The sequence below is a fragment of the Chryseobacterium paridis genome, from assembly GCF_016595215.1.
In the GTDB taxonomy this organism is placed as follows: domain Bacteria; phylum Bacteroidota; class Bacteroidia; order Flavobacteriales; family Weeksellaceae; genus Chryseobacterium; species Chryseobacterium paridis.
The window spans coordinates 1,579,422-1,602,897 of the sequence record NZ_JAENHK010000010.1 but is presented as its reverse complement, the minus strand read 5'-3'; the positions used below and the strand labels follow the sequence as shown (position 1 = coordinate 1,602,897).

Annotated in this window: 22 protein-coding genes; 17 read left to right on the top strand and 5 right to left on the bottom strand. The window is 36.2% G+C overall.

Translation table 11 applies throughout. From position 1 onward, the window contains the following. Positions 1-15 precede the first annotated feature (15 nt). On the bottom strand, positions 16-234 hold the full coding sequence (locus tag JHL15_RS16690) for a cytochrome C551 (RefSeq protein ID WP_200247577.1): 219 nt from the start codon (positions 232-234) through the stop codon (positions 16-18). A gap of 1,226 nt (positions 235-1,460) precedes the next feature. Continuing rightward, positions 1,461-3,086 (bottom strand): L-glutamate gamma-semialdehyde dehydrogenase, encoded by a 1,626-nt coding sequence (pruA, locus tag JHL15_RS16685; protein ID WP_200247575.1) that lies wholly within the window; start codon positions 3,084-3,086, stop codon positions 1,461-1,463. Positions 3,087-3,478: 392 nt separating this feature from the next. Here pruA and JHL15_RS16680 point away from each other — a divergent pair, with 392 nt between their 5' ends. From JHL15_RS16680 to JHL15_RS16620, 13 genes are all read left to right on the top strand, one after another. Next, positions 3,479-3,841: a hypothetical protein gene (locus JHL15_RS16680; protein WP_200247573.1), complete on the top strand. Its 363-nt coding sequence runs from the start codon at positions 3,479-3,481 to the stop codon at positions 3,839-3,841. A gap of 148 nt (positions 3,842-3,989) precedes the next feature. Next, positions 3,990-4,292 carry an urease subunit gamma gene (gene ureA / locus JHL15_RS16675; protein ID WP_200247571.1) on the top strand — a complete coding sequence of 101 codons (303 nt, stop codon included), beginning with the start codon at positions 3,990-3,992 and terminating at the stop codon, positions 4,290-4,292. Positions 4,293-4,301: 9 nt separating this feature from the next. Further along, the gene (ureB, locus tag JHL15_RS16670; protein ID WP_200247570.1) at positions 4,302-4,670 is read left to right on the top strand and encodes an urease subunit beta; all 369 of its coding nucleotides are present in this window, start codon (positions 4,302-4,304) and stop codon (positions 4,668-4,670) included. A 1-nt stretch (position 4,671) separates the two neighbouring features. Continuing rightward, the gene (gene ureC / locus JHL15_RS16665; RefSeq protein WP_200247568.1) at positions 4,672-6,393 is read left to right on the top strand and encodes an urease subunit alpha; all 1,722 of its coding nucleotides are present in this window, start codon (positions 4,672-4,674) and stop codon (positions 6,391-6,393) included. Positions 6,394-6,464: 71 nt separating this feature from the next. Then, entirely contained in the window at positions 6,465-7,124 is a 660-nt protein-coding gene (locus JHL15_RS16660; protein ID WP_200247566.1) for a hypothetical protein, read from the top strand. Beyond that, positions 7,121-7,633, top strand: coding sequence for an urease accessory protein UreE (gene ureE / locus JHL15_RS16655; RefSeq protein ID WP_200247565.1), 513 nt, complete (start codon positions 7,121-7,123; stop codon positions 7,631-7,633). Before JHL15_RS16660 ends, ureE begins: the two co-directional genes overlap by 4 nt. A gap of 1 nt (position 7,634) precedes the next feature. Next, positions 7,635-8,324, top strand: coding sequence for an urease accessory protein UreF (locus JHL15_RS16650; protein ID WP_200247563.1), 690 nt, complete (start codon positions 7,635-7,637; stop codon positions 8,322-8,324). Between the two features lie 160 nt (positions 8,325-8,484). Further along, positions 8,485-9,123 (top strand): urease accessory protein UreG, encoded by a 639-nt coding sequence (gene ureG, locus JHL15_RS16645; RefSeq protein ID WP_089027199.1) that lies wholly within the window; start codon positions 8,485-8,487, stop codon positions 9,121-9,123. After that, the gene (locus tag JHL15_RS16640) at positions 9,124-9,912 is read left to right on the top strand and encodes an urease accessory protein UreD (RefSeq protein ID WP_200247562.1); all 789 of its coding nucleotides are present in this window, start codon (positions 9,124-9,126) and stop codon (positions 9,910-9,912) included. A gap of 10 nt (positions 9,913-9,922) precedes the next feature. After that, positions 9,923-10,624, top strand: coding sequence for a hypothetical protein (locus tag JHL15_RS16635; protein WP_200247560.1), 702 nt, complete (start codon positions 9,923-9,925; stop codon positions 10,622-10,624). Positions 10,625-10,810: 186 nt separating this feature from the next. Then, positions 10,811-11,704 (top strand): urea transporter, encoded by an 894-nt coding sequence (locus JHL15_RS16630; RefSeq protein WP_200247558.1) that lies wholly within the window; start codon positions 10,811-10,813, stop codon positions 11,702-11,704. A 21-nt stretch (positions 11,705-11,725) separates the two neighbouring features. Beyond that, a complete protein-coding gene (locus JHL15_RS16625; protein ID WP_200247557.1) occupies positions 11,726-13,978 on the top strand; it encodes a TonB-dependent receptor in 2,253 nt (750 codons plus the stop codon). A gap of 222 nt (positions 13,979-14,200) precedes the next feature. Then, positions 14,201-15,088 carry a helix-turn-helix domain-containing protein gene (locus JHL15_RS16620; protein WP_200247555.1) on the top strand — a complete coding sequence of 296 codons (888 nt, stop codon included), beginning with the start codon at positions 14,201-14,203 and terminating at the stop codon, positions 15,086-15,088. Positions 15,089-15,140: 52 nt separating this feature from the next. On the opposite strand, the gene JHL15_RS16615 is transcribed toward JHL15_RS16620, so the two are convergent. From JHL15_RS16615 to JHL15_RS16605, 3 genes are read right to left on the bottom strand one after another with little or no spacing between them, the layout of a single operon-like run. After that, the gene (locus JHL15_RS16615) at positions 15,141-16,244 is read right to left on the bottom strand and encodes a DNA topoisomerase IB (RefSeq protein WP_200247553.1); all 1,104 of its coding nucleotides are present in this window, start codon (positions 16,242-16,244) and stop codon (positions 15,141-15,143) included. Positions 16,245-16,256: 12 nt separating this feature from the next. Further along, positions 16,257-16,424 carry a phosphatidate cytidylyltransferase gene (locus JHL15_RS16610; protein WP_200247552.1) on the bottom strand — a complete coding sequence of 56 codons (168 nt, stop codon included), beginning with the start codon at positions 16,422-16,424 and terminating at the stop codon, positions 16,257-16,259. 21 nt (positions 16,425-16,445) lie between these two features. Next, a complete protein-coding gene (locus JHL15_RS16605) occupies positions 16,446-16,883 on the bottom strand; it encodes a DUF6526 family protein (RefSeq protein WP_200247550.1) in 438 nt (145 codons plus the stop codon). A 394-nt stretch (positions 16,884-17,277) separates the two neighbouring features. On the opposite strand from JHL15_RS16605, the gene JHL15_RS16600 reads away from it, so the two are divergent. The 4 genes from JHL15_RS16600 (at position 17,278) to JHL15_RS16585 (ending at position 23,451) form a co-directional block, all read left to right on the top strand. Then, a complete protein-coding gene (locus JHL15_RS16600; protein WP_200247548.1) occupies positions 17,278-19,047 on the top strand; it encodes an aminopeptidase P family protein in 1,770 nt (589 codons plus the stop codon). Between the two features lie 2,189 nt (positions 19,048-21,236). Next, positions 21,237-21,803 carry a Crp/Fnr family transcriptional regulator gene (locus tag JHL15_RS16595; protein ID WP_200247546.1) on the top strand — a complete coding sequence of 189 codons (567 nt, stop codon included), beginning with the start codon at positions 21,237-21,239 and terminating at the stop codon, positions 21,801-21,803. 56 nt (positions 21,804-21,859) lie between these two features. Beyond that, entirely contained in the window at positions 21,860-22,876 is a 1,017-nt protein-coding gene (locus JHL15_RS16590; protein ID WP_200247544.1) for an NAD-dependent epimerase/dehydratase family protein, read from the top strand. Continuing rightward, complete coding sequence (locus JHL15_RS16585) at positions 22,873-23,451, top strand: NAD(P)H-dependent oxidoreductase (RefSeq protein ID WP_200247541.1); 579 nt, start codon at positions 22,873-22,875, stop codon at positions 23,449-23,451. Before JHL15_RS16590 ends, JHL15_RS16585 begins: the two co-directional genes overlap by 4 nt. Positions 23,452-23,476: the final 25 nt, after the last annotated feature.

Genomic DNA, 23,476 nt, shown 5'->3' with positions numbered 1-23,476 from the left:
TTTAGTTTAAAATTATCATCGAGTAGCGGGAGCTTTTACGGTATCAGTTTTCATCCTGATGCTGTCAGGTTTTGTCATCTTCGTATTCATTGTATCAGTAGTAGAAGGTGTCGTTTTTACTGACTGTTCTACCGACGTTGAATCCTTTTTATCCGATGACATTTGTGCTTCCTTGGTCCCACAACTCACTGCAAATATCCCTAAACCCAGGGTTAGCAATATCAACTTTTTCATAATATTCTGTTTTGGTGTATCATGAAAAGTTCAATAATTGTTCCTAACAGGGTAGTGCTTATATTAAAAAAACGATAAAAAATAAAAATTATGTTAATTAAAACCAGTTATTTGCTATTGTAGATGAAAACATTTAATGGTTTAGTCGAAAAAGCATCTTCATTATATAAAAGCACACACCAATTAAAAGAAGCCAAGATCCTAGTTCCATAAATCAATAAAATCTGCGTAATCTGCCCAATCAGCGAGAACCAAAATTTTCATAAACCTCTGTGTAAATCTGAGCAATCTGTGGGAAAAGACCAACCACAAACCGAAGGTTCGACGGAGTCAAAAGTCACAAAAAGTTTTTAAACACCTTGTCATTGCGAACGAATGTGAAGCAATCTCAACATACAACAAGAGTTACAAACTTTTAAACACTTTAGCTATTTTAAGTTTAAAGTATACTGCATAAGAAGAGCACATAAGCTTTGAAAAATCAAAGATTTTATTTAATCTACATTATTGTCATTGAATCTGTCTAGCCTTGTCATTCAGACCGAAGCGAAGGAATCTCAACATAGAAATCTAATCAAAAGAATTACCCGTATAAGATCTCTAATAATAGGAGTCTAGATTCTTTCAGAATAACAAAAGGAGTGTTTAAAATAGATAGCGAATAGGAAATATGAAATATACATAAACTCTATAAAAATCTGCGTAATCTGCCTAATCAGCGAGAACCAAAATATTCATAAACCTCCGTGTAAATCTGAGCAATCTGTGGGAAAAGACCAACCACAAACCGAAGGTTCGACGGAGTCAAAAGTCACAAAAGTTTTTAAACACTTTGTCATTGCGAACGAATGGTGCTTGTGCTGAGCCTGTCAAAGTAAAGCAATCTCAGTTTACAACATTAATTACAAAAAAATTAAACACTTTAGCTATTTTTAAGTTTAAAGTATCCTGCATAAGAAGTACACCTAAGCCTTAAAAAATCTTTGATTTTTTCTATGAATCCAGCTTAATAAGCGAAGCCATCTTTGCTATCTTAAAAACACTATGAATATTTAATCTTTGCGTTAAAAAATATAGAGTAAGTTTTTATAAAAGATTGCTTCGTCGTTTCACTCCTCGCAATGACAGGGGGAAATCAGAAATCTTTGAAAAATAGGCACAAAAAAGCTCCGGAAGGAAAACTCCGGAGCTTATCAATGATCATTGACCAACAATCATTTATAATCTTATCCCAAATACGGGTATTTATAATCTTTAGGAGAAACAAAAGTTTCTTTGATACTTCTTACGGAAGTCCATCTAAGAAGGTTCATTTTAGAACCAGCTTTATCATTTGTTCCTGATGCTCTACCACCACCAAAAGGCTGTTGTCCAACTACAGCACCTGTCGGCTTATCGTTGATATAGAAGTTTCCTGAAGCATTTTCTAACGCTTTGAAAGCTTCATTTATTGCATAACGGTCTTGTGCAAAAACAGAACCTGTTAATGAATATGGAGAAGAAGAATCCACTACCTGTAGCGTTTCTTTCCAATCTTTATCCTCATATATGTAGATACTTAAAATAGGACCGAAGATTTCTTCAACCATACTTTCATATTGAGGGTTTGTAGTTTCGATCACTGTAGGGCTTACAAACCATCCTTTAGAATCATCACATTTTCCACCGATTGCAATTTTAGCTTCTCCAGAGTTTTGAGCTCTTTCGATATAGCCTTTACACTTTTCGAAAGAATTTTTATCAATTACTGCATTCACAAAGTTGGATGGATCTTCAGGAGAACCAATCTTGATCGTACTCATCTGAGCCTCCATTACTTTTTTCACATCTTCCCAAAGAGATTTAGGAATATATGCTCTTGAAGCTGCAGAACATTTTTGTCCCTGATATTCGAAAGCACCTCTTACCAAACCTGTAGCTACTGCTTCAACATTTGCAGAAGGGTGAGCAATAACGAAATCCTTACCACCAGTTTCTCCAACAATTCTTGGATACGTTCTGTAATTGTGGATGTTATCTCCGATCATTTTCCACATTCCCTGGAAAACTTTAGTTGAACCTGTGAAGTGAAGTCCAGCAAAATCGCGGTGTGCCAATACTTTTTCAGCAGTATCTTTTCCATCTGTAAAGATCATATTGATAACTCCGGCAGGAAGACCTGCTTCCGTTAATACATCCATGATCACTTTAGCAGAATAAACTTGCTTATCAGAAGGTTTCCAAACTACTACGTTTCCAAGCATTGCCATACAAGTTGGCAGGTTTCCTGAAATAGCAGTAAAGTTAAATGGAGTTACTGCAAAACAGAATCCTTCCAATGGTCTGTATTCTACGCGGTTCCAGATCCCGTTATCAGAAACTGGCTGCTCAGAATACATTTCTGTCATAAATTCAACATTGAATCTTAAGAAATCTATGAATTCACAAGCTGAATCAATTTCAGCCTGGTGTACGTTTTTAGACTGTCCGATCATAGTTGCAGCATTGATCACATCTCTGTATGGTCCTGCCAATAGATCAGCAGCTTTTAAGAAGATCGCAGCACGCTGTTCCCATCCAAGCTCATTCCATTCCTTTTTAGCAGCAAGCGCAGCGTTGATCGCATCATCCACATGTTGCATTGTTCCTTTGTAATAAAATCCAAAATCATGAGCATGATCCTGTGGAGACTGAAGCTGAACTTTTTCGTCAGTTTTTACTTCTTTTCCATTAATGACCATTGGGATTTCTATCTTTTCAGCCCACATTTTTTTGTATGTGGCAATAAGGCTTTTTACTTCAGCTGAACCTGGTTCATAAGAGTTTACGGGCTCATTTACTGCAAGTGGAACTTGCGAAATTGCTTTTGACATATATTTAAATTGTTTTTAATTAAGTCTGTACCACAAATTTACGATAATTCATGCAAAGAAAAAATAAACCATTGTTTTTATAAAATATCATTTACATCCATATAGTCTATAATAAATGAGCAGCTTTTTCAATGAAAATAAATCGTTTGAGTTATTTTTATTTAGATTTTGCAATACATGTATGGATGTATGTAATTTGAATATTTATTAATATCATCTTGAAAATATCTTGTCCTACTTTAAAATTGAACGGGATCCCTGTCAATAAAAGACTTATAAAGAAATTAAAAATAGAAATCAATTCCATTTGTCACGATTTTGAACATTTTAAATGATGTTTTTGATAGGCGAAGAGTTTTCATTGATCTAATTTTACACCGTCAATAATGGATATGAATAAAAAGATTGTACTCTTCTCATTCGTGGTATTCTTCACCACCCTATGTGCCTTTTTTTATGGGTACAGAGGAGAAATTCAATCTTCTTCAGAATCGATTGCCAAAAATAATCTTTCACAGAAGTACGACCATCATAATTCTGATCAGGGCTATACTTTGTCCGACAATCAGGAGGAGCCTGATCTCGATGATATTGAGAAAGTAAAATTTGATTATTCTGTAATTGTACAACAGTGGATCAGTCTTTTCTTTGGGACTGACTTTCATGAAACCGAATCTTTGGCTATTCATGATCCTGTTTTTACAACCACACCCCGATATATTCTATATCATTCTCTGCAGATTGATTTCTGCTAATTTTTCCTCCTATTTAATAAGTTAATAACCTATATCTGAGTATAGGTTCATAAAACTCATTCTTAATTTTTCGATATAAAAAACATTTTGATTTGTCTTTTCAAAAGGCAGACAGGATAGCGCATGTTCAATTTTAAATAACATACAAATGCACTTAACACCTAGAGAAACAGAGAAACTTATGCTGCATATGGCAGGTGAGCTGGCTCTAAAAAGAAAAGCCAGAGGGCTTAAGCTTAATTACCCGGAATCTATTGCTATCATCAGTCATTTTTTGCTGGAAGGAGCAAGAGATGGTAAAAAGGTAGCAGAACTGATGCAGGAAGGAGCACAGATCCTTACCAAGGATGATGTGATGCCGGGAGTGGCAGAAATGATCCATGATGTTCAGATCGAAGCAACTTTTCCAGATGGAACCAAGTTGGTAACCGTACATAATCCAATCCGTTAATTCATACCTATGATACCAGGAGAAATTTTTGTAAAAGAAGGTACAATAATCTGCAATGAAGGCAGAGAAACTGTAAAAATAAAAGTGGTAAACACAGGAGACCGCCCGATTCAGGTGGGATCTCACTTTCATTTCTTTGAAGTAAATAAAGCGATGAGCTTTGACCGTGAAAAAGCTTTTGGAAAGCGATTGAATATAGTAGCAAGTACTGCTGTTCGATTTGAACCGGGTGAGGAAAAAGAAGTGGAATTAGTAGAAATCGGGGGTGATAAAAAAGCAATGGGCTTTAATAATCTGGTAGACGGATCTGTGGATTCAGAGGTACAGAAAGCGGAAAGCCTTGCAAAAGCAATTCAATTAAATTTTAAAAATCTGTAACATGAGTTTACACGTAGACAGAAAACAATACGCCAATATATTAGGCCCTACTGCCGGAGACAGAATCCGTTTAGGGGATACTGAAATGATTATAGAGATCGAAAAGGACTTCACGCATTATGGTGATGAAGCCGTTTTTGGAGGAGGTAAGACAGTGCGTGACGGAATGGGGCAAAATGTAACCCGCAAAAGAGACGAAGGAGTACTGGACCTTTGTATAACCGGAGCTGTGATCATTGATCACTGGGGAATTGTAAAAGCAGATATTGGGATTAAAGATGGAAAGATCGTAGGAATTGGAAAAGCCGGAAATCCAGATACGATGGACGGAGTTTCTCCCAATATGATCATCGGAGCATCTACAGAAATCCATGGCGGAAAAGGACATATTGTAACTGCCGGGGGAATTGATACCCATATTCATTACATCTGTCCACAGCAAATTGATACTTCTTTATATAGTGGTATTACGACAATGATTGGTGGAGGTACCGGACCTAATGATGGAACAAACGCAACAACCGTTACTCCGGGAAGATTCAATATGCAGAGAATGCTTGAGGCTGCTGAAGAATATCCGATGAACCTTGGATTCTTTGGGAAAGGAAACTGTTCGGCTGAAGAACCGATCGAGGAGCAGGTAGAAGCGGGAGCTTTGGGTGTAAAGATTCATGAAGACTGGGGAGCAACACCTGCAACAATTGATGCAGCATTGAAAGTAGCAGATAAATATGACGTTCAGGTGGCTATCCATACGGATACTTTAAATGAAGGAGGGTTTCTTGAAGATACCATGCGTGCTATTAACGGAAGAGTGATCCACACCTTCCATACAGAAGGAGCAGGAGGAGGCCATGCACCAGATATCATCAAAGCTGCGATGTATCCGAATGTACTTCCCGCATCTACTAATCCTACACGTCCTTATACCATCAATACCATTGATGAGCATTTGGATATGTTGATGGTTTGCCATCATTTGAGTAAAAATATTCCTGAAGATGTAGCGTTTGCAGATTCCCGTATCCGTCCTGAAACCATTGCTGCTGAGGATATTTTACACGATATGGGGGTGTTCAGCATCATGAGTTCTGACTCTCAGGCGATGGGAAGACCAGGTGAAGTGATTACAAGAACATGGCAGACTGCGAGTAAGATGAAGGATCAGCGTGGACAGCTTGAAGAAGATAAAGGAACTGAGCATGATAATTATCGGGCAAAAAGATATGTAGCAAAATATACGATCAATCCAGCTATTGCTCATGGAATTTCAGAATACGTAGGCTCTATTGAAGAAGGTAAACTGGCAGATTTGGTGATTTGGAAACCTGCTCTGTTTGGAGTGAAACCAGAAATGATCTATAAAGGTGGAATGGTGATCGCAAGTAAAATGGGTGATCCGAATGCCTCTATTCCTACACCACAACCTGTTATTTACAGAAATATGTTTGGTGCTCATGGAAGAGCAAAATATGGAACATGTGCTACTTTCGTTTCACAGGTTTCTATTGACAATGGATCTATAGCTGAATTCAAACTTGAGAAAATGATTCTTCCGGTAAAAAACTGTAGAAATATTTCCAAAGCAGACCTCATCCATAATGACAAGACTCCACTTATAGAAGTTAATCCGGAAAATTATAAAGTAACGGTTGATGGTGAATACATCACTTGTGAGCCCGCGGAAAAACTTCCTTTAACACAATTGTATTATCTGTTCTAAGAATAGACTTTTATAAAGCCCGGTGAAATTCCGGGTCTTTTCAAAGAATATAAATTAAATACTAAGATCAGATGAAATACTTTAATAAAAAAGCGCTGTCGTGGGCAGTTGCCGGAACCTCTTTGATTTCTGTTCAGATGCATGCACAGTTTCTTGGCGGAAGAAGGCTAAAAAATGATGAAGAGGGTCCGAAAGGGCAGTTTATGGTGTATGGTTCTTTTGATTACTCTAAGACGAATGCGCCTTCCAGTAGTACTAGTTCTGTAGGGACGAGTGCTAATGCAGGAGTACCCATTGGGATAGGATATTTTTTCAACAACAATGATGTTGCCGGGATCAATTATGCATATGCTCAGAATGTTTCAGATCATCGCACAATTTATAAACAGAATGAAGTAGGGATCTGGTACAGTCCATCAGTAACGCTGGGAAAATATTTTGCTTTAATCGGTCAGATTGATGCCCATTATGTTTGGGGGCAACAGTTGTCAACGACTTCCGATGAAATGAACAATTTTAATGGTTATCGTCTGCGTGCCTATCCTTTATTTGCCATTTTTTTGGGCGGCGGATGGGCTCTTAAGTTCAAATTTGCTGAACTTTCGATGTTACAGACAAAAACAAAACAGGAAGGATGGACGAAAACGTATGTAGCGGGAATTAGTGCTTCCACGTTTGGAGTGGGGATTTCTAAAAATATCGATTTCAGAAAAAAGAAAAGAGAAGAATGATTATTAATGAAACCTTAGGAAATATCGCGGATTATCCTGTAGAAGGAAAAAACGTTGATTATCTGGATCTTGAATGGTTTGAAACCACTAAAAGAATTCAGCGGAAGAAAACGAGACAAGGGACGGATCTTGCAATCAAATTCCTGAGAGAAGGTCAGCGTTTGCGTGAAGGAGATATCCTTTATAAGGATGAGGAAAAGGTGATTGTAGTGAATGTACTGGAAACAGAAGCTATTGTAATGAAACCGCAATCTATGCTGGAAATGGGAACGGTATGCTATGAGATCGGAAACAAACATATTCCTTTATTCATTCAAAATGATGAGGTACTGCTACCTTTTGAAATGCCGATGTACAGATGGCTGGAAGCCAGTGGATTTAATCCTGAAAGACAAAGTGTAAAGCTTCTGAATCTTCTTAAATCCAATGTAGAACCTCACGGGCACGGAAGTTTAGGATCAACTTTATTTACTAAAATATTAAAAATGGCAGCGCCAAAAGATGAATAATATGAACTTACATTTTCTGGCGGGCTTGCTGCATATTGCTGATCCAACACTGCCGATAGGAGGGTATAGCCATTCTAACGGATTAGAAACTTATGTTCAGAAAAGGATTGTAAATAATACAAAGACTGCCAAAGAATTTGTAGAAAATATGCTGATCTACAATCTGAAATACAACGATGGAGCGCTAATGAAACTCGCGTATGAAGCTACTCAGCAGGAAGATTTAGAGTTGATCATACAATTGGATAATGAGTGCAATGCTTTAAAATGTCCAAAAGAGATCCGTCAGGCCAGTCAGAAGCTAGGATTGCGACTGATCAAGATTTTTAAAAGAAGAGAACATTTTTCTTTTATGGAAAAGTATGAAGAGGTAATCAGAAAGGGTGAAGTCAATTCTCATTACTGTATCGTGTTTGGTATTTATACAGCCCTGATGAAAATCCCTCTGTATGAAGCACTTTTGGGGTTTTACTACACATCAGTTGCCGGAATGATTACCAATGCTGTAAAGTTAGTACCCCTCGGACAACTTGATGGACAGGATATCTTATTTGATCTGTATTCTGTAATGGAGCAAACAGCAAAAGAAACAATGGAAATAGACCGTGATCTTGTAGGAATATGCAATACCTCGTTTGATATTCACTGTATGCAGCATGAGAGATTGTATTCGAGGCTGTATATGTCGTGAGGGGGGAATCACTGAAAGGCGAAAAAGCGAAAAAGCGAAAAGGCAAAATCGCTGAATTGTAAAATTGCGAAAAGGCTGAATGGCTAAAAGCAAATGGGCAAATAAGCAGATTCGCCTTTTTGCCCTTTAGCCAAAAAAATAAAAAATAAAATTAAAAAAAATGGAAAATAGAAAGTATATAAAAGTTGGAGTAGCGGGGCCGGTAGGTTCTGGTAAAACCGCTCTATTGGAACGTTTGAGCAGAAAGATGTTCGGAACTTATGATCTTGGTGTTATTACCAATGATATTTACACTAAAGAAGATGCAGAGTTCATGGCTAAAAACAGTCTTTTACCTCATGAAAGAATTATTGGTGTAGAAACTGGAGGCTGTCCTCATACAGCAATCAGAGAAGATGCAAGTATGAATCTGGAAGCGGTGGATGAATTAGCAGCACGCTTCCCTGATATTGAATTGGTACTTATTGAAAGTGGAGGAGATAATCTATCAGCAACCTTCAGTCCGGATCTTGCAGATGTTACTATTTTTATTATCGATGTAGCAGAAGGAGAGAAAATCCCAAGAAAAGGAGGACCTGGAATTACCCGTTCAGATCTTTTAATTATCAATAAAATAGATTTAGCACCTCACGTTGGAGCAAGTCTTGAGGTGATGGAAAGGGATGCGAGAAGAATGAGAAACGGAAGTCCTTTTGTTTTTACCAATCTTAAAACTGATGAAGGGCTGGAAAAAGTGATCGGGTGGATTAAAAAGTATGCATTGCTAGAGGAATGTGAGGAACCGAATCTTGTACGATAGATGAATAGCCGTTTAGAATTGGTTGCAGGATATAAGGATGGGAAATCTTATGTAAAAGATCTTTACGTTTCCCTTCCCTTTAGAGTTGTATCTGTAGGGCAACGTAAAAATGACACCAAACTCTATCAGATGGTGATGAGTTCTTCGCCAGGAATTTTGGATGGAGATCGTTACCATTTGGAAGTCTCATTGGAGAAGGGAGCTTCATTACAGCTGCAGTCACAATCTTACCAGAGACTATTCAATATGGAAGATAAAGCAACTCAACTGCTGAATGTTTCCATGGAAGATAATACTTCGTTTGCTTATGTTCCTCATCCGATCGTTCCTCACGAAAGTTCAAATTTCAAAAGTGAGGCTCAGATCCATATGGGCAAGAACAGTCAGATCATCATCAGTGAGATCATTACCTGTGGAAGGAAACATTATGGAGAAGTTTTTAAGCTGAAGCGTTTTCAGAACCTGATGGAAATCTATCATGAGAATAAGCTAATGATCAAAGATAATGTACTGATCCAGCCGGATATGATTCCTATTCATGGTATAGGTAATCTGGAACAGTTTACCCATCAGGGAACCTTGATCTTTTACAGCACAAAGGAAAATGTAGATAAAGATGCTTTAATAGAATCTATATTAAATGCTGATGAGGCAAACAATGCAGATATGGAAATTGGAATTTCGGCAATGGAAAATAATGGGTTTATTATTAGAGCCCTTGGACACGGAGGGGAAATGATGTATAATTTCTTTCTCTATGTTCAGGAAAAGCTTTGGTCATTGCCATAAAAATTAATTAATGGATACAACGATTTGGGCACTTTTAATCAGTGCAATCTCTATAAGTTTTATACACACTGCGTCCGGACCGGATCATTATCTACCGTTTATTGTCCTTTCAAAATCTAAAGGATGGAGCGGGATGAGAACAACAATTCTGACTATTGTCTGTGGATTTGGACATGTGATGAGCTCTTTGGTTTTAGGTTTTATCGGAGTTGTCTTGGGTTGGCAACTCAATAAAATTTCCTGGTTTCAGGATCTGAGAGGCAATTTTTCAGGATGGGCTTTACTCATTGTTGGAGGGATTTATCTGATCTATGGATTAATCCAGGCCATTCGAAACAAACCTCATAAGCATTTTGATGTGATGGGAGATGACGTCTATGTGTATGAACACAATCATACTGAAATGGTGATGCCACAAAAAAGAATTAAAGTGACTCCACTTGTCTTATTTATGATTTTTGTGATGGGACCAAGTGAGCCATTAATACCACTTCTGTTTTACTCTGGAGTGAAGCATTCAACCTATGAAATTTTTGTGTTGGTTACCTCTTTTACCATAACCACTGTTTTAACGATGCTTGGAATGGTATTGTTGGGACGCTATGGATATTCAACGTTATTCAACACCGAAAAACTGGAACGGTATATGGGAGCGATAAGTGGCGCTGTAGTTACAGTATGTGGAATCGGAATGGTATTTCTGGGGTGGTAGGTGAGTTTTGGGGTTCGAGATGCGAGTTTCGGGTTATAAGTTTCGGGATACGGGATTCGGGTTGTAGAATTTTTGAAATGTAATTCGTTTTATTTAATGGAAATTGAACATCTGAAAATCAAAACGTATTAATTTTAACCCGCACCTCGGACCCCATATCTCGCACCAAAAAAAAATAAAAAAACTATGAACAAATTTTTTGAAAAATTCCCTTTTATCGATCATGTTTTAAAAGGAATCGGGCAGATCATGCTGCAGGAAAACAGGTGGACAGGACTTTTATTTCTGGTCGGAATTTTTTTAGGAAGCTGGCAGGGTGGTGTCGCAGTTTTGCTCTCCACAGCTGTTGGTACATTGACGGCAATGAAATTACGCTATGCTCAATCTGAAATCAATGCAGGTTTGTATGGATTTAGTGCGGCTTTAGTAGGAGTAGCGTTGTCATTTGTATTTCAGGCTACTTTACTGATCTGGATTCTTATTGCGGTAGGTGGGGCATTGGCTGCTATAATTCAGCATTTTTTTATACAAAAAAAGATTCCGGTATTTACATTTCCGTTTATTGTAGTAACCTGGATCTGTATTTGTCTGCTCCATCATTTTACACAGATTCCACCATCGGAAATGATGTCTGCTAAATTGGGGCCTGTAGATTATGATGATTTCTTAACATGTACGAATGGATTTGGTGAGGTAATCTTCCAGGGAGGCATACTTTCGGGGATTATTTTCTTCATCGCTGTTTTTATCAGTTCTCCAGCTGCTGCATTATATGGTTTGGCAGGTTCCGTAATAGGTGCATATCTTTCCCATTTAAATGGAGAACCTATTGACAAAATCCACATGGGACTATTCGGATTCAATGCTGTTCTTTCTGCTATTGCCTTTTCAGGTTTTAAGAAAACAGACGGGTTGTGGGTACTGATCGCAGTATTCCTTACGGTAGTGATCGATGATTTACTGATCGATTACAATGTCCTTAATGAAGTAGGTGGAGTTCTTACATTTCCATTTGTAGTCGGAACATGGTTGACTTTGCTGATCCAGAAAATTTTTCTAAAAAAGCAAAAAAATAATTAAAAAAAATAACAATTTTAATCAATGAAAGTAACAAAAGTAATGATCATCCTTTTGGCCGTGTTGATGAATGCAAAAGTAGCAGCACAAGAGGCAGGATCACAAAAACAATTGTTAATTAAAGACTTTGATGATCATTTTCCAATTTCAGAAGCTCTGGTAGCATTTGACCACGGAAATAATCATGCGCATTCCGGGACCGATGGAACGGTTAAATTAAATATTGCTTCATTTCCTGATACTCTTGTGATCAGCCATAAAGGATATGATGACGTAAAATGGGTAATTACCAATGATGATGAAAAGAATAAGGTGGTTTTTATGCAACACAAGCCTTTTCAGATTTCGGAAGTAGCGATTAATCACAGCTCATTTTTATCTGCTATTACCAAAGTAGATCTTAATAAATTTCCCGTGAATTCAGCTCAGGATCTGTTACGTAAAGTACCAGGACTTTTTATAGCGCAACATGCTGGAGGAGGAAAGGCGGAACAGCTCTTTCTACGAGGATTTGATTCTGATCATGGAACGGATGTAAGCGTAAATGTGGATGGAATGCCAGTGAATATTGTGTCACATGCTCATGGACAAGGGTATTCTGATCTGCATTTTGTGATTCCTGAGACAGTAAATAATATCGATTTTGGAAAAGGAGCTTACTATATGGATCGTGGAGATTTTAATACTTCAGGATATGTAGATTTTAAAACCTATGATCGCTTAAGTAACAGTATGATCAAACTGGAAGGTGGTTCTTTTAACAGCAAAAGAGTTTTAGGAATGTTTAATATCCTGAATGATGCCGCCGGAAGGAAAAGCGCTTATCTGGCTGCAGAATATAATTATACTGATGGTCCTTTCGATGTAAAACAAAACTTTAACAGGGTTAATATTTTTGGTAAATACAATCAGTGGCTGACGGATAAGGATTACTTTAATATTCAGTTTTCAACATTTAATTCTTCATGGAATGCATCGGGACAAATTCCTGAGCGTGCAGTGAATGAAGGAATTATCGGAAGATGGGGAAGTATAGATCCAACAGAAGGAGGAAGCACTTCAAGAACGAATCTTCAGATGAATTATAAACACATTATTTCTCCATCTGAACAAATTGATGCCATGGCGTGGTATTCCAAATATGATTTTAACCTTTATTCGGATTTTACTTTTTATTTAAAAGATAAAGATCATGGAGATGAAATTCAGCAAAAGGATGGAAGAAATATCTATGGAACAGAAATAAAGTATACCAAAAACTTTTCATTGCCTAATGGATCATTGGATTGGATATCAGGAGTAGGATTCAGAAATGATGATATCAATACCCTTCAGTTGAATCATGTGTACCACAGAGATCTCCTTTTAAACAAGCTTTCTGATGTCAACGGAACAGAAACTAATCTTCATGCCTATACAGGTTTGGTTTGGAAGACCGGAAAATGGACCATTAATCCGGGATTGAGGGTAGATCATTTTATTTTTAACATGCATAACCTTTTAGATGTTGAACAGCTCCCTTCCGGTCAATCTTCAGAAGGAACAAGAGTGAGTCCAAAACTTAATTTCTCTTATGCTGCCAGTGATAATGTGATGTGGTTTTTAAAAACCGGAATGGGATTCCATTCCAATGATATGAGGGTAGTAATCGAGCAGCAAGGACAGAAAACGCTTCCTTATTCGGTAGGTGGAGATTTCGGGTTACGGCTACATCCTTTTAAATCATTGATCATTACGCCAACAGTTTGGTATTTATTTTTGCAACAGGAATTTGTATACGTAGGAGACGATGCAGTAGTTGAACCTTCAGGAAAATCTCAGCGTATGGGAGCTGATCTTGGAATTCGTTTCCAACCGCTACAGAATTTCTATCTGAATGCAGATATCAATTATGCACATGCGAGATTTACCGAAGAGGAAAAAGGCAAGGATTATGTACCATTAGCTCCGGTAATTACCAGTACAGGTTCCGTAAACTGGGACTTTTTACATGGTTTTTCTTTAGGACTTCAGTACCGTTATCTGGGAGCCAGACCAGCTGTTGAGGATAACAGCATACGAACAAAAGCTTACTTCGTAAATGATCTGATGCTTTCTTATAACCAACCAAAATGGGGTGCCAACATCCAGGTAAATAATCTTTTCAATGTGAAATGGAATGAAGCTCAGTTTGCAACGGAAACCCAATTGAAAAATGAAACAGAATCAACTACTGATCTTACATATACTCCAGGAAGTCCGTTTGGAGTGAAGGTTGGGGTTTATTATAAATTTTAGGGAGTTGAGAGTTAAGAGTTGAGAGTTGAAAGTTGAAAATGGAGAGTTGAAAGTGTGAGTGTTTGAGAGTATTAGAGTATTAGAGTATTAGAGTGGCGGTAAATTTTGGATTGAGCGAGGCACAATCATATTGTTACACTGCTAGACTGATACATTGTTACATTAATATTCATTGTTTCGTTATTTTATTTGTTTAATTTTAATTAATATATAATCAAGGATATGGAAGTATTATCCAATTTTCAGTACAAAAAACTTTTTCTCCCTAACATTACCGAGAAAATATTGGCTAATAATGCGGATGTACAGCTTTACCGGCTTGAGAGTTACCTTAAAGGGATTCTCATGCCGGTGATCCCATACCGGACGACTTTCAATTTTATCATTTTTATTACCAACGGGCATATCAAACAATACCTTGAAAATAAAGAGTATCAGGCAGAACGCGGAGGTGTTATTTTTATCAAACAAGGTACTATTACAGCTACCATAGAATTGTCCGACGATGCTGAAGGTTTTTTTCTTGCTTATGAAAACAGTATTTTATCAGAACAGGAATTGCCAAAACATAAGACGAGTATTTTTTTTATGACCCCATTTCTTAAACTGGATAATCTGACCTATGGGACCATAACTCAGCTTCTTCCGATTATGGAACAGGAATTATGGTTGAATAACTTAAATGTAAATGAGGTAGTGGTTACAATGCTTCATCTTATTTTGGTTAAAATGCTAAGCACAGATTCAGATAGCCACCAACGGCTTGGTACCCGGTCTATGGAAATTTCGTTACAATTCCGGGATCTTTTGTTCAAATATCATGTAGGAGAGAAAAGAGTGGCTTTTTATGCTGATAAACTATCGGTGACAGAAAATTACCTTAATAAATGTGTGAAAAATGTAACCCAGATATCTCCTAAGCAGTGGATCAATGAGATTGATATTAATTATAGCAAAGCATTATTACACTCGAGTAAGGATATTGCAGAAATAGCCTATGAGCTTAATTTTCATACAGCCTCTCACTTTACTCAGCTTTTTAAAAAGATCACAGGTATTACTCCTAAAGAGTACAGAGTACAGTTTTTACAAAAGGATAAATCTTTATAAACACCACAAAATTTGTGAGATATTCACCCGCTATTTTTGTTTCTAGATAGCTTTACATTTTTTCATTTTCGAGGATCTTTAAAACCAGCTTTTCTTCCTGCGTAAGATCTGCCCTCCCATCATTTACCTCAATATCTTCCAATTCATCAAGGTATTTCTTGATTGAATTATTTTCATACAAATTAATAACAAGGGGATGAACGTAGTATTTTCTACAAACCGTACTGGTATTCCCCAGATGCGAAGCTACAATTTCCAGGGCTTCTTTTACTTTCTTTTTATATTCCGTATTGTTTTCGGCGTAGCCAATTTCTTTAAAAGCAATCAAAGCACTCACGGTACCCGACCAGGTTCTGAAATCTTTGGCGGTAAAATCTTCCCCGCTTATTTCTTTAATATAATCATTCACCATTCCCGAATCTATGGAATGTCTGTTTCCTTCATCATCATAAAACTGAAAAAGTTCCTTTCCCGGAATATCCTTACATTTCTGAACGAGTCTTGCGAGTTTTTTACTTTTAAGATCTACATTATGCATGATCCCTTTCTTTCCTTTAAAAGAAAAAGTCATTTTTTGTCCATTGATCTTAACGTGTTTATCTTTTAATGTGGTCAATCCAAAAGAACCATATAGCTTTTCATAGGCATTATTTCCAATCCGGATATTGGTACGCTGCATAAGGCTCACAATCAGGGCAAGGATTTTTCTTTTTTCAAAATTCCTTAGTGCCAGATCTTTTTCCACATTCAGACGGATTTCTGGCAGAGCATATCCAAACTGGAGCATCCTGTAAAATTTGGTGTGGTTTCTTAATGCACTCCACAGAGGGTGGTACTTGTACTGTTTTCTTTTCTTTACATCAAATCCGGTGGCCTGTAAATGGCCATTATCCAAAGCACATATCCATACATTTTCCCATGCTGGAGGAATCACCAGTTTATTGATTCTGGTAATTTCGTCCTGATCTTTAAGGCGTTCACCATCTTTAAAATAAGAGTATTTCTTTCCTTTCTTCTTACGAATAATTCCGGCGGTTTCCGCATCAGAAGTGTAAATAAGATTTACAGCCTTTGCGGAAGCCACCGGATCTTTCATGATCTTAACGATCTTTGAGGGCTTAAGGTGGGAGATCAATTCAAAATTGTCATTATCCATCGTGAAAAATGGTTACGAGTTTTTACCCTTCGAAAAAATTAATAATAGAATAACGACAACGGCTACTACCAGAAGAATTCCCCACCACATTCCAGCCTTAAAGATGGTCTCGACGGCTTCACAACTTGTTAATAGTAATACACTTAATATTGCAACACTATATAAGGGTAACTTTTTCATATTGATTTATTTTGGTGTTTATTAAATTCTATGGTGATCAGGTCTCCAGTTTTTAATTGATCTTTTAATCTGATCTCCGGAAATCTGATCATTCAATGCTTTATATAAAAGCTCCTTAAATTCATCATCATCAGCAAATCTCAAAGCAGCAATCTGATCAAATTTCAATTTCTCACAAACCTCATCAGATCTTTTATTGAATATCTCAAAATACCGCTGCCTGAATTCCAGTCTCACAATACGGTTTTGGTTTCCCAATGCATAATGCTGCCGTACCATGATCGCTAAATATAGGATCAGAAAAATAACAATCGAAAATAAGATCCAGCTCAATTTATTTTCAGAATCATTCCAGATATTATAAATTCCTATTCCTTCTAATATGAGCAAAAGTGGAAGGTAAATAAAATGGTGAGGTGGATAAAATTTCCTGTGATTTTTATAATTCTGTTTTCCCATAGAATTCTAATGTAGCAAGAATCTTTCCAAAGCTGTATATTTTTAATAATAATTACATATTTTGTTAATTTAAAGTATTTAATTTTTGGTTAAACGATTAAATTGTTGTATAATTCTTAAAAATGTCTTTTGAGATAATGAGACAAATTACACAGATGATCATAAAACGGGTGAGTTTGACAATCGGAAAAACTGAATCCACACAAATTTTTGGTTTTCATAGTATAAGCTTTTGGATCCAAACAAATTTCCACGATAAGAATCCCTTGTCATACAACTCTTCGCGATTACCATTGAAACGAAAAAATAACCACCAATTCTCAAAAAATCGATGAATAATTTGAATATGAAACCTCAAAATTTTTGTAACTTTCGGTTTTAAAAAATTTAAAAAATGACTTCAAAGGAAAAAGTGGCTGCGCTTCGTGAAGAAATGCAGAAAAATAATGTTGATGCATTTATAGTATATTCTGCGGATCCGCATATGAGTGAATATTTACCGGAAGAATGGAGAGAAAGAGCGTGGCTTTCGGGTTTTCTGGGATCAGCGGGTTTTGTAGTTGTTACGAAAGATAAAGCCGGACTTTGGACCGACGGAAGATATTTTACACAAGCTGCGCTGGAATTAGAGGGCTCAGGAATCGATCTTTTTAAAGATGGAATAGAAGGAACTCCTAACTATATCGACTGGATTATTTCTGAAATTCCAGTGAATGGAAAAGTAGCTGTCAATGCTATTGCAACATCTCATGCTAATTGGGAGCTGCTTTCTCAAAAATTAAATAATAAAAATATCACTCTTGTAGATGCTCCATTACTGAAAGAAGTATGGAAAGAAAGAGGAGCTCCTTCTCAAAATCCTATTTATACACAACCGGTAGAAAGAGCCGGAAAATCTGTAACAGACAAGCTTTCTGCTATCCGTCAGAAAATGGAAGAGCAGGAGGTGACCTATCATATTATTTCAAGTCTTGATGATGTTGCCTGGACATTGAATCTTAGAGGAAGTGATGTAGAAAGTAATCCTGTATTTTTGGGATATATCATTATTACAAAGAACGATGCCATCTTATTTACCGGTCTTGAAAAACTACAAGTAGAAGCAAGAAAACAACTGGATGATGCTTTTGTGAAAATGATGCCTTATGAAGAGTTTTATAATCATCTGAAAACAATTAAAAGTGAAAAAGTTTTAATTTCTCCAACCAGCAATCAATCTATTTTTGAGACCTTAAAAACAGATAACAAGTTTGTAAAGGCTCCGGTTCCTGGAAACTTGATGAAAGCTCAGAAAAATGAAACTGAATTGGAGGGTTTTAGAACTGTAATGGTGAGAGATGGAGTAGCCATGGTAAAATTCCTTTATTGGCTGACTCACAATGCTGGAAAGGAGGCTATGACAGAGTATTCTATCGGTGAAAAGTTATTAGGATTCCGTGCAGCAGGAGAGAATTTTGTAGGTGAAAGTTTTGGAAGTATTGTTGGATATAAAGATAATGGTGCTATTATGCACTATTCTGCAAAAAGTGAAGGGAGTAAAGAGGTAACGAATGATGGAAGTATATTAGTAGATTCAGGGGGGCAGTACCTGGAAGGAACTACTGATATTACAAGAACTTTTGCATTAGGAACAGTTTCTGAGGAATTCAAAAGAAACTCTACTCTTGTCTTACAGGGACTGATCTGTTTATCAATGGTGAAATTTCCTAAAGGAACAAAAGGTGTTCATTTGGATGCTATTGCAAGACTTCCGCTTTGGATGGAAGGCAAAGATTTCAATCATGGAACAGGACACGGAGTGGGAAGCTTTATGAATGTACATGAAGGACCTCAAAATATCAGAAAAGATCTGAATCCGCAAGATCTTCTTCCTGGAATGGTTTGTTCAAATGAACCGGGATATTATCTGGAAGGTGATTATGGAATCCGCCATGAAAACCTTATTGCAGTAAAAGAAGCTGAAAAAACAGGTTCAGGAACTTTCTATGAATTTGAAACCCTTACATTCTGTCCTTTCTTTAAAGATACTATTGTAAAAGAAATTCTTTCTGAAAAAGAAATAGAATGGCTTAACCAATATCACAATACCTGTGAACAAAAATTGTCCCCTTATTTAGAAGGTGACGTTAAAGAATGGTTCTTACAATTGGTAAGCCCGCTTTAATTTAAAAATTGTTAGATAAATTGAAAGCCTTGTAAGTTGTACTTATGGGGCTTTTTTGATTTAATATAAAATATGATAATATAACAATGTATCAATCTAACAGTGTAACAATAGAATAATGCATAACCCTCGGTGCAAATTTGTGCAATCCGTGAGAAAGAAATTAACCAATCAGCGAGAGTAAAATATGCATAACCTTCTGTGCAAATCTGTGGAATCTGTGGGAAAAAATTAACCACAAAAGCCACAAAAGCTTTTTAAACAGTTTGTCATTGCGAACGAATGGTGCTTGTGCTGAGCCTGTCGAAGTAAAGCAATCTCAGTGTACAACATTAATTACAAAATTTTTAACGCTTAAGCTGCTTTAAGTTAGTATAAGCTGCCCAAGAAGTACACTTAAGCTTAAAAAAATCTTTGATTTTTTTTTTGACGGTGGGGTAAATCTGCGTTATCTACCGAATCTGCGCGAAAAAAAATTACCATAAACATCCGTGAAAATCTATGATTTTTCTATTCATTAAATTTCATAAGCGAAGCTACTCTTTGTTGTCTATCATAACAATGTAGCAATAGACTGCAATAGAAATCTGCCTGATCAGCACAATCAGCGAGAGCAAAATATGCATAACCCTCTGTGCAAATCTGTGGAATCCGTGGGAAAAAATTAACCACAAAAGTCACAAAAGTTTTTTAAACAGTTTGTCATTGCGAACGAATGGTGCTTGTGCTGAGCCTGTCGAAGTAAAGCAATCTCAGTTTACAACATTAATTACAAAATTTTTAACACTTAAGCTGCTTTAAGTTAGTATAAGCTGCCCAAGAAGTACACTTAAGATTAAAAAAAATCTTTGATTTTTTTGTGACGATGAGATAAATCAGCGCGAAAAAAAAAATTACCATAAACATCCGTGAAAATCTATGTTTTTTTTACTCATTACATTTCATAAGCGATGCTATTTTTTTACTATCTATTCCAACAATATAAAGATAGAATTAAATAAAAATCTGCTTAATCAGCACAATCAGCGAGAGTAAAATATGCATAACCCTCTGTGCAAATTTGTGGAATCTGTGGGAAAAAATTAACCACAAAAGTCACAAAAGTTTTTTAAACAGTTTGTCATTGCGAACGAATGGTGCTTGTGCTGAGCCTGTCGAAGTAAAGCAATCTCAGTTTACAACATTAATTACAAAATTTTTAACACTTAAGCTGCTTTAAGTTAGTATAAGCTGCCCAAGAAGTACACTTAAGATTAAAAAAAATCTTTGATTTTTTTGTGACGATGAGATAAATCAGCGCGAAAAAAAAAATTACCATAAACATCCGTGAAAATCTATGATTTTTCTATTCATTACATTTCATAAGAGATGCTATTTTTTAACATCTATTCCGACAATATAAAGATAGAATTAAATAAAAATCTGCTTAATCAGCACAATCAGCGAGAGCAAAATATGCATAACCTTCTGTGCAAATCTGTGGAATCTGTGGGAAAAAAATTAACCACAAGTCACAAAAGTTTTTTAAACACTTTAGCTATTTTTAAGTTTAATTCATACTGCATAACAAGAACACATAAGTTTTTTAAAATCAAAGATTTTTGAGTTCAGACACTGATAAATAATGATTTGGATAGATTAATGGCGGGATGGCGATACACAGTTTTACGATTTAACAATTCAACTAAAAACCATCTCCGTATTTTCCCGGGTGTATTTCTAGGGATTACCCTGATTGCAAAATATACCTGGCCATCTATCTTTGTGTCAATAAAAATAGACACCACTTCATTTTATATATTTTCAAAACACAAACAGTTGAATCATCTCAGTATTGGGATGATTTTTTTATAATAAGATGGAACTAAAAGCCGTAGTATAAGGACTTTCGATGATTAGTATGTGGAAGCTAAACAGTGTAACGATTTAGCAATTTAATAAATCGGCAATTACGCTTATAAAATAATTTTTGAATTACACCACCGTATTTTCCCGGATATATTTTTAGGGATTTTACTGGAAGATTTAAAAATAATGGATTCTATATTTGTATCAACAAGAGCGACACATCATTTCATATCTTCATACACATTTAATAAATTTAAACGGTAAAATCATCTCAGCAATGGGATGATTTTTTTTATTTGTTTAACTTCGCTTTTCAATAGAAGATACTTATTAATATCACCATGATACAGGAATACTTTCGAAGTTTTAATATATTCTCTGAAGAGGAAATTGAAAATATTCTGCAACTTTTTGAGAGTAGAAAATTAAATAAGAACGATTATTTTGTACATGAAGGAGATTCATGTAAAGAGATCGCTTTTATAGAATCGGGCATTTTCAGATCTTATTATACATCCAGTGAAGGAAAAGATAATACCTACTGTTTTAGATTTCCCAATGTCTGGATTGCTTCTTATTCTTCCTTTATCTCAGGAAATCCTGGTGTTGAAAGTATGCAGGCCATTTCTGAAGCTCATCTGTTAGTTTTAAGAAAAGAGAAAATAGAAAGATTGGTCAATGAAAACCATAAATGGGTTTTATTCTTAAAAATGATTGCAGAACAAGAGTATCTCGAACTTGAAAAACGGTTTTTTGAACTGCAAAGAGATAATGCCAAACAAAGATATCTTTCTCTACTGAAAAACCACCCTCATTACATCCAGGATATTCCCCTCCAATATTTATCTTCTTATCTTGGAATCACACAGAGACATCTGAGCCGCATTAGAAAAGAAATTTCTTTTTAGACATTTGTCCTGTTAATTGATATCTGGGCGCTCTAGTTTTGTCAAAAAAATTAGAGATGCAGTCAAATATTGTAATTATTGGTGGAACAGGAATGGTTGGCAAAACCATTGCGAGAATTTTTAAATCAAGAAATCCTCAACAGCAGGTTTTTATCGGAAGCCGTAAAGCTGGAAAAACAGAAAAAGATTTGGTGATCGATGTAACCGATCCTAAGACTTTTCAAACGATCCTTGATCATCATATTGATCTCATTATCCTTTCTGTGAATGATAAAGAGGATTATATTCTTCGTTTTGCTATAGAAAATAATATCGATTACCTGGATATTACCAAACCTACTCCTGATTTGGTCCGTGCCTATGAATTGGCAAAAAGCCAAAAGATCAACAGTAAAATTGTTTTTAGCTCAGGCTGGATGGGTGGTATTGTAGGAGGATTGGTTAATACATTTTCGGATCAGATCAAGGAAGTCAGTCTTTTTGTGTATTATTCTGTAAAGGATCTTGCAGGAGAAAGCTCTGCTCATTTTATGGCGGAAAATGTAGCCAAACCATTTTCAATGTATAAAAACAATAAACCTGTTTCTGTAAAACACTTCTTAAATTCTGAAGTATTTGAGTACTCTTTTGGAATAGGTAAGAGGACAGCTTATAATTTTGATGTACCTGATTTATATATTTTAAATCAGATTGAAAGAGTCCCTGATGTAACAGTAAAAATGACCTATAATTCAAAGTTCATTACCTGGCTGCTGGGAGCTTTTCAATCCCTAAGGATTTTCAATATTTTATCTTTAAAAGAACGCAAAATGATCTTTGGGTCAAGTGGTAAAGGAGATCAGTCTGTTTTTGATATTGTGATCACGGGTCATAAGAATAGCAAAACGATCAGCCTTAAAAGTGCAAAAGGTCAGGCAGAACTAACGGCATTGTCTGCTGTTTTGCATGCTGAAGAAATGCTGAAAAATAGACTTGATCATCGTATTTATTTTAGTCATCAGCTGCATCATCCAAATAAGTTATTGGATGCATTAAACGCTTATGAAAGTATTACTATACAAACGATAGAATGAAGAAAATAGCAATCATTAACGGACATCCCAATAAGAATTCATTCAATTTTGGATTGGCTAAAGCGTATAAAGATGGAGCTCTAAATTCAGGAGCTGAAGTGAAAGAGATTGTTGTTGCGGACTTGCAATTTAATCCCAATCTGCAATTTGGATATCAAAAAAGAACAGAGCTGGAACCTGATCTTCTTAAAGCCTGGGAGATCATACAGTGGGCTGATCATCTGGTTTGGATGCATCCTGTGTGGTGGGGTGGTTTACCTGCTACTACAAAAGGGTTTATTGATCGGCTTTTTCTACCTGGAATGGCTTTTAAATACCGTGAGAATTCTGTCTGGTGGGATAAGCTTTTAAAGGGAAAAACAGCCCATATCATAACAACTTTAGATCAGCCGGGTTGGTATTATTGGCTATTCTATGGTCGCCCCAGTGTTAATCAGCTTAGGAAATCAACGTTGGGGTTTTGTGGAGTGAAACCTGTTAGGGTTACATATGTTGGAATTATAAAGACCTCTAATGAAGGACAACGGTCTCAATGGCTTCATAAAATACAGGTGTTGGGACGACAACAAAAGTGATTATTTAACCAGAGAAGTTGTAGAA

What these genes read in the sequence shown, in the direction of transcription:
- JHL15_RS16690 (WP_200247577.1), bottom strand. Translation starts at nt 234, where the DNA reads ATGAAAAAGTTGATATTGCTAACCCTGGGTTTAGGGATATTTGCAGTG.
- pruA (WP_200247575.1), bottom strand. Translation starts at nt 3,086, where the DNA reads ATGTCAAAAGCAATTTCGCAAGTTCCACTTGCAGTAAATGAGCCCGTA.
- JHL15_RS16680 (WP_200247573.1), top strand. Translation starts at nt 3,479, where the DNA reads ATGAATAAAAAGATTGTACTCTTCTCATTCGTGGTATTCTTCACCACC.
- ureA (WP_200247571.1), top strand. Translation starts at nt 3,990, where the DNA reads ATGCACTTAACACCTAGAGAAACAGAGAAACTTATGCTGCATATGGCA.
- ureB (WP_200247570.1), top strand. Translation starts at nt 4,302, where the DNA reads ATGATACCAGGAGAAATTTTTGTAAAAGAAGGTACAATAATCTGCAAT.
- ureC (WP_200247568.1), top strand. Translation starts at nt 4,672, where the DNA reads ATGAGTTTACACGTAGACAGAAAACAATACGCCAATATATTAGGCCCT.
- JHL15_RS16660 (WP_200247566.1), top strand. Translation starts at nt 6,465, where the DNA reads ATGAAATACTTTAATAAAAAAGCGCTGTCGTGGGCAGTTGCCGGAACC.
- ureE (WP_200247565.1), top strand. Translation starts at nt 7,121, where the DNA reads ATGATTATTAATGAAACCTTAGGAAATATCGCGGATTATCCTGTAGAA.
- JHL15_RS16650 (WP_200247563.1), top strand. Translation starts at nt 7,635, where the DNA reads ATGAACTTACATTTTCTGGCGGGCTTGCTGCATATTGCTGATCCAACA.
- ureG (WP_089027199.1), top strand. Translation starts at nt 8,485, where the DNA reads ATGGAAAATAGAAAGTATATAAAAGTTGGAGTAGCGGGGCCGGTAGGT.
- JHL15_RS16640 (WP_200247562.1), top strand. Translation starts at nt 9,124, where the DNA reads ATGAATAGCCGTTTAGAATTGGTTGCAGGATATAAGGATGGGAAATCT.
- JHL15_RS16635 (WP_200247560.1), top strand. Translation starts at nt 9,923, where the DNA reads ATGGATACAACGATTTGGGCACTTTTAATCAGTGCAATCTCTATAAGT.
- JHL15_RS16630 (WP_200247558.1), top strand. Translation starts at nt 10,811, where the DNA reads ATGAACAAATTTTTTGAAAAATTCCCTTTTATCGATCATGTTTTAAAA.
- JHL15_RS16625 (WP_200247557.1), top strand. Translation starts at nt 11,726, where the DNA reads ATGAAAGTAACAAAAGTAATGATCATCCTTTTGGCCGTGTTGATGAAT.
- JHL15_RS16620 (WP_200247555.1), top strand. Translation starts at nt 14,201, where the DNA reads ATGGAAGTATTATCCAATTTTCAGTACAAAAAACTTTTTCTCCCTAAC.
- JHL15_RS16615 (WP_200247553.1), bottom strand. Translation starts at nt 16,244, where the DNA reads ATGGATAATGACAATTTTGAATTGATCTCCCACCTTAAGCCCTCAAAG.
- JHL15_RS16610 (WP_200247552.1), bottom strand. Translation starts at nt 16,424, where the DNA reads ATGAAAAAGTTACCCTTATATAGTGTTGCAATATTAAGTGTATTACTA.
- JHL15_RS16605 (WP_200247550.1), bottom strand. Translation starts at nt 16,883, where the DNA reads ATGGGAAAACAGAATTATAAAAATCACAGGAAATTTTATCCACCTCAC.
- JHL15_RS16600 (WP_200247548.1), top strand. Translation starts at nt 17,278, where the DNA reads ATGACTTCAAAGGAAAAAGTGGCTGCGCTTCGTGAAGAAATGCAGAAA.
- JHL15_RS16595 (WP_200247546.1), top strand. Translation starts at nt 21,237, where the DNA reads ATGATACAGGAATACTTTCGAAGTTTTAATATATTCTCTGAAGAGGAA.
- JHL15_RS16590 (WP_200247544.1), top strand. Translation starts at nt 21,860, where the DNA reads ATGCAGTCAAATATTGTAATTATTGGTGGAACAGGAATGGTTGGCAAA.
- JHL15_RS16585 (WP_200247541.1), top strand. Translation starts at nt 22,873, where the DNA reads ATGAAGAAAATAGCAATCATTAACGGACATCCCAATAAGAATTCATTC.